This is a genomic window from Geobacillus sp. FJAT-46040, assembly GCF_002335725.1.
Lineage (GTDB): Bacteria > Bacillota > Bacilli > Bacillales > Anoxybacillaceae > Geobacillus > Geobacillus thermoleovorans.
This window is the reverse complement of the sequence record NZ_NISS01000001.1, coordinates 2,750,016-2,759,719: the sequence shown is the minus strand read 5'-3', so window position 1 is coordinate 2,759,719 and position 9,704 is coordinate 2,750,016. Positions and strand designations below refer to the sequence as shown.

At 54.0% G+C, this 9,704-nt stretch carries 9 protein-coding genes; 4 read left to right on the top strand and 5 right to left on the bottom strand.

All coding sequences use genetic code 11. The features are described 5' to 3' along the window. The coding region (locus CD000_RS14670) for an RNA-guided endonuclease InsQ/TnpB family protein (protein WP_096226306.1) at positions 1-901 on the top strand (901 nt) is incomplete at its 5' end. An 83-nt stretch (positions 902-984) separates the two neighbouring features. Here the strand turns inward: CD000_RS14670 and CD000_RS14665 are convergent. From CD000_RS14665 to CD000_RS14655, 3 genes are read right to left on the bottom strand one after another with little or no spacing between them, the layout of a single operon-like run. Next, positions 985-1,185 carry a DinB family protein gene (locus CD000_RS14665; RefSeq protein ID WP_233130418.1) on the bottom strand — a complete coding sequence of 67 codons (201 nt, stop codon included), beginning with the start codon at positions 1,183-1,185 and terminating at the stop codon, positions 985-987. Between the two features lie 49 nt (positions 1,186-1,234). Further along, positions 1,235-1,987, bottom strand: a complete 753-nt coding sequence (locus tag CD000_RS14660) for a TatD family hydrolase (RefSeq protein WP_074044631.1) — start codon at positions 1,985-1,987, stop codon at positions 1,235-1,237. Positions 1,988-2,044: 57 nt separating this feature from the next. Next, complete coding sequence (locus tag CD000_RS14655) at positions 2,045-3,418, bottom strand: sigma-54 interaction domain-containing protein (RefSeq protein WP_096226305.1); 1,374 nt, start codon at positions 3,416-3,418, stop codon at positions 2,045-2,047. 629 nt (positions 3,419-4,047) lie between these two features. Here CD000_RS14655 and pruA point away from each other — a divergent pair. The 3 genes from pruA to CD000_RS14640 all read left to right on the top strand — a co-directional run bounded on the left by pruA (position 4,048) and on the right by CD000_RS14640 (position 7,634). Next, positions 4,048-5,595 carry an L-glutamate gamma-semialdehyde dehydrogenase gene (gene pruA, locus CD000_RS14650; protein ID WP_096225939.1) on the top strand — a complete coding sequence of 516 codons (1,548 nt, stop codon included), beginning with the start codon at positions 4,048-4,050 and terminating at the stop codon, positions 5,593-5,595. A gap of 70 nt (positions 5,596-5,665) precedes the next feature. Continuing rightward, positions 5,666-6,874 carry an ornithine--oxo-acid transaminase gene (locus CD000_RS14645; RefSeq protein WP_049626654.1) on the top strand — a complete coding sequence of 403 codons (1,209 nt, stop codon included), beginning with the start codon at positions 5,666-5,668 and terminating at the stop codon, positions 6,872-6,874. 151 nt (positions 6,875-7,025) lie between these two features. Continuing rightward, positions 7,026-7,634: a DedA family protein gene (locus tag CD000_RS14640; RefSeq protein ID WP_094240013.1), complete on the top strand. Its 609-nt coding sequence runs from the start codon at positions 7,026-7,028 to the stop codon at positions 7,632-7,634. Between the two features lie 62 nt (positions 7,635-7,696). Here CD000_RS14640 and CD000_RS14635 read toward each other — a convergent pair whose 3' ends face one another. Together CD000_RS14635 and CD000_RS14630 are read right to left on the bottom strand one after the other, a co-directional pair. Next, entirely contained in the window at positions 7,697-8,686 is a 990-nt protein-coding gene (locus tag CD000_RS14635; RefSeq protein WP_096225938.1) for a FecCD family ABC transporter permease, read from the bottom strand. Further along, positions 8,683-9,690: a FecCD family ABC transporter permease gene (locus CD000_RS14630; protein WP_096225937.1), complete on the bottom strand. Its 1,008-nt coding sequence runs from the start codon at positions 9,688-9,690 to the stop codon at positions 8,683-8,685. The genes CD000_RS14635 and CD000_RS14630 overlap by 4 nt, the downstream gene beginning before the upstream one ends. Positions 9,691-9,704: the final 14 nt, after the last annotated feature.

Below are 9,704 nucleotides of genomic sequence, written 5' to 3'. Positions count from 1 at the left end.
AAAAGAAGTGGACAGCCTTGCGCTGGCAAACGCCCAATTGAATTTGCAGAAAGCATTTCAACACTTCTTTTCTGGCCGCGCTGGATTTCCCAAGTTCAAAAACCGCAAGGCGAAACAGTCGTACACCACAAATATGGTAAATGGCAACATCAAGCTTTCAGATGGCTATATCAAGCTGCCCAAACTGAAATGGATCAAGCTCAAGCAACATCGGGAGATCCCTGCCCACCATATCATCAAGTCTTGTACGATCACGAAAACCAAAACAGGAAAATACTATATTTCTATTCTCACAGAGTACGAACATCAACCTGCCCCAAAAGAAGTACAAACGGTTGTTGGGCTTGATTTTTCCATGAGTACGTTGTATGTCGATAGCGAGGGTAAGAGAGCCAATTATCCTCGATTCTATCGCAAAGCATTGGAAACATTAGCGAAAGAACAGCGTAAATTGTCTCGTAAAAAGAAAGGCTCGAATCGTTGGCACAAACAGCGTCTGAAAGTAGCGAAGCTGCATGAGAAAATTGCCAACCAGCGCAAGGACTTTCTGCATAAGGAGTCGCACAAATTAGCGAAACGGTATGATTGCGTGGTCATCGAAGACCTCAACATGAAAGGGATGTCACAAGCCCTCCATTTCGGTCAAGGCGTTCATGACAACGGCTGGGGCATGTTCACCACTTTCCTTCAGTACAAGCTGGCCGAACAGGGGAAGAAGCTGATCAAAATCGACAAATGGTTCCCCTCGTCCAAAACGTGTTCGTGCTGCGGTCGAGTCAAGGAGTCTCTATCGCTTTCTGAACGGACATTCCGTTGTGAATGTGGATTCGAGAGCGACAGGGACGTCAATGCGGCCATCAATATCAAACATGAGGGCATGAAACGATTGGCGATCGTCTAATTTGTCCTCGAACCGTGGGGCACACGGGGATCGCTCGGTCAACTTCCCATCATGAGATGGGATTACCCGAGAAGCCCCCACCTCTAAGCGAAGCGTAGGTGGTGGGAGTATGTCACTGTATGGGCGATCATGGCTGTGATCGATGTTTCGATTAAGTACAGGTGTTCGAGCACTTGGGCGATGGTCCAACTCCCTTTCGCCGCCCGGGTGTTCAGCTGTTCGTCCGACAGCCCGGAAACGCTTTTGATCAGCTGTTGGCGCACTCGCTCATTATGATCCATCATGTTTCCCTCATTTCGATGTAGATTTGGTTTCATCGTATCATAAGGAAGATCAACCGTAAAGCCGTTTTGTGTTCGCCGTGATCATGGTTTTGACTTGTTCGATATCTCGGCCATAGTGTGCCGCCACGGCTCGCGCGGAGTCCAATAGCCATAACGGCGTCGTCAGTTTTCCGGCAAACGGGCCTGCAAACGGCCATGGGCCATCGGTTTCAAGGAGCAGCTGCTCGATGGGAACGAGGGATAACAGCTGCTTGTCGCGCTCGCGGTAGCACACTTCCGGCGTGACGGAGATGTAGTAGCCGCATTGGACGATTTGTTTGACCACGGCAGGCTCGGCCTTCAGCCAGTGGAAATGGGCTTGTCGGACACCAGCTTGCTGCAAGATGGCCAAGGCGGTTTCGGCGCGGTCGTAGACGGCGTGAAGGGCGAGCGGCAAGGAAGCATCCGCGGCGATGGCCGCGATTTCGGTTAATCGTTCTTGATACGCGGGCAGCTTGGCGCATGCTTCCGCTGAATAGTATGGCAGCCCGACTTCGCCGATGGCGGCGAGCAGCGGCCGCTCTTGCTTGACAAGCTCTGTCCATTCGTTCCAATCGGCTTCGCTTGGCAGCGGTTGCTCGGGATGAAAACCGATGGCGGCGTAGACGAAGGAAGGGAATCGCTGTTTCAACTCGAGCGTTCGGCAGCTGGAGCGCAAATCGGTGGATACGGCGACGACGCCGGTGATGCCCGCTTCTTGCCAACGGTTGATTTGTTCATCGATGTCCGTGTACTGGTCGAGATGAATATGAGCGTCGATCATCCACAGCGACCTCCCCTGTCCTTTTTGCCGTCCCGCTGGCTGAGGCTTTTCGCCTTTTCATCCCCATTCCTTATCAATCTGGTACTTGCGGATGCGGTATTGCAAGTTTTGTCGGCTCAAACCAAGCGCTTTGGCCGTTTTGGTGATGTTGAAGCCGTGATGCTGCAGCGCCTTGCGGATGTAGTAAATTTCGACTTCTTCCATGTATTTGTCAAGAGGCAAAATGTCTTCCGTATCAAATAAAAAGTCCGTTTTCGTTTCGTCGGGCGCCAGCTTGGCTCGAAAAGGGGCAGGCAGATGGGCGAGGGTGATGGTTTGTTCTTGTTCCATCGTCGCCATCGTTTCCAAAATGACGGCCTCAAGCTCGCGCACGTTGCCGGGCCAGCTGTAAGCAAGAAACGCCTCTTGCACGTCATCGCCGAGTCCTTCGACATGTAGGCCATAGCGCTCGTTGCCTTGACGGATGAAATGGATAGCGAGCGGCAAAATGTCCTCTTTCCGTTCGCGCAACGGCGGCAGGACGATGCAGTGGACGGCAATTTGGTAGTAAAGCGATTTGATCAATTCTCCGTTTTGGACCGCGTCAATCGGGTCGCCGCTTGTCGAGGCGATGAGGCGAACGTCCGCACGAACCGGTTCTTGGCCATGGGCGCGGACAAACTGTTTTTCTTGCAGGAAACGGGCAAGTTTTTGTTGAAGCGGCAGGCTTAACGAGTCAATATCGTCAAGCAGGACGGTGCCGCCGTCCGCTTGTTCAAACAAGCCGGGCTGGATCTCGCCGTCTTCTTCGCTGCCAAACAGCATCGTTTCCATCCAATCGTCCGGAAGCGACAAACACGTTTGCGCAAAAAACGGCTTAGCTCGCCGTTCGCTTTCGTGGTGAATGCAGGAAGCGAGCAAGTCTTTTCCTGTCCCTTTCTCCCCAATGAGCAGCACAGACGCCTCGGAGCGGGCGGCATGACGAGCAAGGCGGATGGCCTTTTGCATGGCTTCGCTTTGGCCGATGATGTCTGCAAACGTGTGACCGGCTTCACCGCGTTGGTGGTGCTCTTGGATCAGCTTGCGGAATTTGGTGATGTCTTTGGCGATTTCCACGGCGCCGATGATGCGCCCGTCTTTTTGCAGCGGGTGTGTTTGATTGACCGTTGTCACGGCTTGTCCTTTGTTATTGAAATAGGTTTGCTGCTTGTTCAGAATGCTTTCACCGGTGCGCAGCGCTTCAAGCAATGTGCTCGGCTGCTCCGGGTTGAAGCGGAAGACGTCCAAAATGTTTTTATCGAGCACGTCCTCGATGTTCATACCCTCGATGTCCCGCATTTTCCGGTTGTAAATGACGGTTTTCCCATGTTGATCGACGGCATGGACGCCAAGGTCGATCATTTCGAGAATTTGCTCATACATTGATAAAAGCGTTTCCATATCCCGGTTCACGATCAGCACCTCTCTTTTTTGTATTATAGCATAAGGTGGACGGGAGACAGGAAGGGAAAGAAAGATGTGAAAAAATTTTTTGCTAAATATATTGAAAATAGAAAAAAATAATTTCGCAATAAAGTTGTAATATATAGGTTGTAATAAAGAATTTCCGATCTCCATGTCCCGTCTTTATCACCTGACAAGCTGGCACGGTGACAAGAAGAGCGAACAATACCATGGAAAACAAAATGGCAACTTATATACATTATAAATTGAAAAATAATTTTGCATAAAAGGAGGTTGCTATTCGTTTGATAAAAATGTAAGCGATTGCGGAATCTATCATAGAGAGGGGAGAGTTTTCGGATGCAACCAGTGCAAGAACTGAAACGAGAGCTAAAAAGCAGGCATTTATCCCAGATCAACGGATCGCTCTTTACTGCGGCATTCCGTTTCTCCTTGCGTGTTATGGGTACTACCACCTTGTGGCGAAAAAACGGGTTCAGCTCCTAGCCGCAGAAAAAGGGGAGCTCAAGGCCGCCAAGTAAAAATCATTGAAAAAAGCCATAATCATTTGCATAATATAACTATGAAACCGTTTTATAACGAAAAATTTTTTTGCCTTTAAAAAGGAGGATGACCAAATGGTGCAGCCGTACAGACACGAACCGCTCACCGACTTTACCGTAGAAGCAAACCGTGAGGCGTTTTTAGCGGCGCTCAAAAAAGTGGAATCGGAGCTTGGGCGCGATTATCCGCTTGTGATCGGCGGCGAGCGGGTGATGACGGAAGACAAAATCATTTCGATCAATCCGGCGAACAAAACGGAAGTGGTCGGCCGGGTGGCGAAAGCGAACAAAGAGCTGGCGGAGCGGGCGATGAAAACCGCTGATGAGGCGTTCCGCACTTGGAGCCGGACAAGTCCGGAAGCGCGGGCCGATATTTTGTTCAGGGCGGCGGCGATCGTGCGCCGGCGCAAGCACGAGTTTTCCGCTTGGCTGGTGAAAGAAGCAGGCAAACCGTGGCGTGAAGCGGACGCCGATACCGCGGAAGCGATTGACTTTATGGAATATTACGGCCGGCAAATGTTGAAGTTGAAAGACGGCATTCCGGTCGAAAGCCGTCCGGGGGAAACGAACCGCTTTTTCTATATCCCGCTTGGCGTCGGCGTCGTCATTTCACCGTGGAACTTCCCGTTTGCTATTATGGCGGGGACAACGGTCGCTTCGCTTGTGACGGGCAATACGGTGCTGCTGAAACCGGCGAGCGCAACGCCGGTGGTGGCGTATAAATTTGTGGAAGTGTTGGAAGAAGCGGGGCTTCCGGCTGGTGTATTGAACTATATCCCGGGCAGCGGCGCGGAAGTCGGCGACTATTTGGTTGACCATCCGCGCACAAGATTTATCAGCTTCACCGGATCGCGGGATGTCGGCATCCGCATTTATGAGCGGGCAGCGAAAGTGCACCCAGGGCAAATTTGGCTGAAGCGGGTCATCGCGGAAATGGGCGGCAAAGACGGCATCATTGTCGATAAAGAAGCGGACCTCGAACTGGCGGCGCAATCGATCGTGGCGTCGGCGTTTGGCTACTCTGGGCAAAAATGTTCGGCGTGCTCGCGCGCGATCATCGTCGAAGATGTGTATGATCAAGTGCTCAGCCGCGTCGTCGAGCTGACAAAGCAGCTTAACGTCGGCGACCCGGCGGAGCAAGCGACGTTTATGGGGCCGGTGATCGACCAAAACGCGTACAACAAAATTATGGAATATATCGAGATCGGAAAACAGGAAGGCCGTCTCATGACGGGCGGGGAAGGAGACGACTCGAAAGGGTTCTTCATCCAGCCGACCGTGTTTGCGGATGTCGACCCGAACGCGCGCATCATGCAGGAGGAAATTTTCGGACCGGTCGTGGCGTTTGCGAAAGCGCGCGACTTTGACCATGCGCTTGAGATTGCGAACAACACCGAATACGGTCTGACAGGAGCCGTCATCTCGCGCAATCGGGCGAATCTTGAAAAAGCGCGGCACGAGTTCCATGTCGGCAACTTGTACTTCAACCGCGGCTGCACAGGGGCGATCGTCGGGTATCATCCGTTTGGCGGCTTCAACATGTCAGGCACTGACTCGAAAGCGGGCGGCCCGGACTATTTGATCCTCCATATGCAAGCGAAAACAGTGTCGGAAATGTTTTAAACCAAAAAAGGGCGGCGGCGTCCGCCCTTTTATAGCGAAGAAACGCAGATAAGGAAAGGAGCGGTTGATGATGGCTACGAAGTCCGAACAGCTCATTGAACAGACGGAGCGATACGGAGCACGAAATTATCATCCATTGCCGATTGTCATTTCGGAAGCGGAAGGGGTATGGGTGAAAGACCCGGAAGGCAACCGCTATATGGACATGTTAAGCGCCTATTCGGCCGTCAACCAAGGACATCGTCATCCGAAAATTGTGGAGGCGTTGAAGCGGCAAGCTGACCGCGTCACGCTCACATCGCGCGCCTTCCATAACGACCAGCTCGGCCCATGGTACGAAAAAGTGTGCCGGCTGACGAAAAAAGAGATGGTGCTGCCGATGAACACCGGCGCCGAGGCGGTAGAAACGGCGCTCAAGGCGGCGCGCCGCTGGGCGTATGACGTGAAAGGCGTCCCTGACAATCAGGCGGAAATCATCGTTTGTGAAGGCAATTTCCATGGCCGGACGCTCGCCGCGGTGTCGTTGTCGTCCGAACCGGCTTATAAACGCGGTTTTGGTCCGCTTTTGCCCGGGGTGAAAATCATCCCGTACGGGGATATCGAAGCGCTCAAGGCAGCGATGACACCGAATACGGCGGCGTTTCTTGTCGAACCAATCCAAGGGGAAGCCGGCATCCGCATCCCGCCGCAAGGCTTTTTAAAAGCGGCCTATGACGTGTGCAAAGAACACAACGTGTTGTTCATCGCCGATGAAATCCAAACCGGGCTAGGACGGACGGGGAAGTTGTTTGCTTGCGACTGGGAAAATGTTGTGCCTGATATGTATATTTTAGGGAAAGCATTGGGCGGCGGGGTGTTCCCGATTTCGTGCGTCGTCGCCAACCGCGACATTTTGTCGGTGTTTGAACCGGGCTCGCACGGGTCGACGTTCGGCGGCAATCCGCTCGCTTGCGCGGTGTCGATCGCGGCGCTTGAGGTGATCGAAGAAGAGCGGCTGGCGGAGCGGTCGCTTGAGCTTGGCGAATATTTTTTGGCAAAGTTAAAGCAAATCGAAAACAAGGACATTAAAGAAATCCGCGGCCGCGGCTTGTTTATCGGCGTCGAGCTGCATGGACCGGCGCGTCCGTATTGCGAAGCGCTGAAAGAACAAGGGCTGCTTTGCAAGGAGACGCATGAGACGGTCATCCGTTTTGCGCCGCCGCTCATTATTACGAAAGAAGAGCTCGACTGGGCGATTGAGCGGATTGTAAAGGTGCTGTCCCAACCGGCTGCGGTTTAAAAAAGTGGAAAAAAGGTGTCCCGAAAGTACAGCGGGGCGCCTTTTTGTTTTGCGGGGAATGGCGGTTTTCTGTTAAGATAGGGAAAGGATTGCATTGACGCTGCATAAACATCCTACATAAGCGAAGGACGAGTGAATGGAGGAAGAACGCGTGCAGGCTTGGATCACTGATTTTATGGAGCAATTCGGATATATCGGTATTTTTTTGATGATCGCGCTTGAAAATATTTTCCCGCCGATTCCGTCGGAAGTCATTTTGCCGTTTGGCGGGTTCATGACGACGTACACGTCTTTGACGGTGCCAGGCGTCATTGTGGCAGCGACAGCGGGATCGATCGTTGGGGCGATCGTGCTGTATGGGATCGGCCGGCTGTTGTCCGTTGAGCGGCTTGAGCGGATCGTTGACCGCTGGGGCGGATGGCTGCGGGTGAAGCCGGAAGACATTGCCAAGGCGAACCGGACGTTTCATCGCTACGGGGTGTGGGCCGTTTTTTTCGGACGCATGATTCCGCTTGTACGCAGCTTGATTTCCATTCCAGCGGGCATGGCGAAGATGAATATCGGGCTGTTTGTCTGGCTGTCGGTATTGGGGACGCTCATTTGGAATACGATTTTAATCTCCGTCGGCGCGGCGCTCGGCCAGTCGTGGGGGAAAGTGTCCGAGGTGATTGGCGCGTACGCTGATGTTGTCTATATCATCATCGCGATTGTCATTGTGGTTGCGGTTGTCCGCTTTTGGAAAAGACGCCGGGTTTTATGAACCGGCGTCTTTGTTTGGCGGGTGTCATCGCTCGAACCCGTTCTCATAACGGGCAGCGGATGTCAACGCTTTAACAACAAGTAAATGAAATACGGCGCGCCGATCAAGGAGACGATGACGCCGGCGGGAAGCGGCTCGGCGAGAACGTTGCGCCCGATCGTGTCAGCTGCAAGCAGCAGCCAGCCGCCAATGAGCATGGAGGCCGGAATGACCCGCTCATGGCGTGGGCCAACGATCGACTTGGCGATATGCGGCGCCATTAAGCCGATAAAGGAGATGCCCCCGGTTACAGAGACGGCGGCGGCCGCGACGGCAATAGCTGTTGTCATAAGCACGAGCCGCTCGCGGCGGACGTGGACGCCGACCCCGATCGAAACAGGGTCGCCTAAGTGCAAAATATTGAGATGCTTCGCCCGATATAGCGCCACCAGTGTGCCCGCAGCCAACCACGGCAGCACGGCCCAAATAAACGGCCAATCATCGCCCCAAATGTTGCCGGAAAGCCAGCGGGCGATAAAATCGACTTTTGTCCGGTCGGCGGCGGAAATGAGGACGATCATCAGCCCAGATAGCGCCATCGACATGCCGACGCCGGTTAAGATAAACGGCACCGGCTGCAGCCCGGTTGTTTTCTTGTAGGAGACGGCATAGATGGAAACTGCTGTCAGAATCGCCCCGGTGAAGGCAACGAGCGGCAAGGCGTAAAGAAATGTTCCGGCCTCAATCGGAAAAAACAAAAAGAACAAGGCGACGCCCGCGCCTGCGCCGGCGTTGATCCCAAGCACGCCCGGGTCGGCGAGGTCATTGCGCGTGAGGCCTTGCAATACGGCTCCGGATAAGGCGAGCGCCATGCCGGCCAACAAGGTGATGAAAAGGCGCGGCAGGCGAAGGGAAAACAAAATGAATTCCTCTTCCATCGAACCGTAGCCCAATAGTGTCGGGACGATGCGGTTATATGAGAGCGGCGCATCGCCGGTGCTTAAGGCGACGGCCGCTGTTGCGGCAATGAGCAACGCAAGCACGGCAAAGAGCGAAAAACTTTTTTTTCTCATGAAAAGCCCCTCCCTTGTTTCCGCACGACGAAGAGGAAAAACGGCAAGCCGATGACGGCGATGATGGCGGCCACCGGCGTTTCAAACGGGGCATTGACCGTGCGCGCCGCCGTGTCGGCCAGCACCATGGCGCTGGCGCCGACAGTCGCTGACAGCGGGATGACAAACCGGTAGTCGGCGCCGGCTATTGCCCTCACGAGGTGAGGAACCATTAAGCCGATAAAGGTGATATTGCCGGCGATGGCGACCGACGCTCCTGTTAATAAAAACACAGCGAAAAACAGCCATGTTTTGACGGTCGTTGTTTTTTGCCCAACGCCAACCGCGACGTCTTCACTCAAACTAAGGATCGTCAGCTGCCGTGAATACCATGCGGCAATAGCGAGCCCGGTCGTGATGAGCGGGATGACGACCGACAATTGTTTCCATGAAGCTCCGGCCACCCCGCCTGACATCCACATCGAGACGTCTTTGGAAATGTGGAAATACAGTCCGATTCCTTCGGCGATGGCGAATAAAAGCGCCGAAACCGCCGAGCCGGCCAAGACGATGCGAAGCGGTGAAAACCCTCCTTTGCGGGCAGCGCCGATGCCAAAGACGGCCCCTGCCCCGGCGGCCGCACCAAGCAAACAGGCGACCGTGATCAAAAGATAATGGGCGGAAGGGAAAAAGGCCATTGTCATGGCCAACGCTGCGTTTGCGCCGGCGGTGAGGCCAAGGAGACCGGGGTCGGCAAGCGGATTGCGCGTCATCCCCTGCATGATCGCTCCGGCGACGGCAAGGCCGGCGCCGACAAAGGCGGCCGCTGTTTCGCGCGGCAGACGGAGCTCGCGAATGAGATCAAGCTGTTTGCTTTGTTGATCGGAAAACAACGCCCGCCATACGTCGCTCCATGTCGTATCGGCAACGCCGACTCGCATCGAGCCAAACCAAACGGCGACAAGCAGGCCAAGCGACAGAAAAAACATATAACGAAACGGCCAACGCCGGCGGTCTGCGTCCATTGGTGACTCCCCCT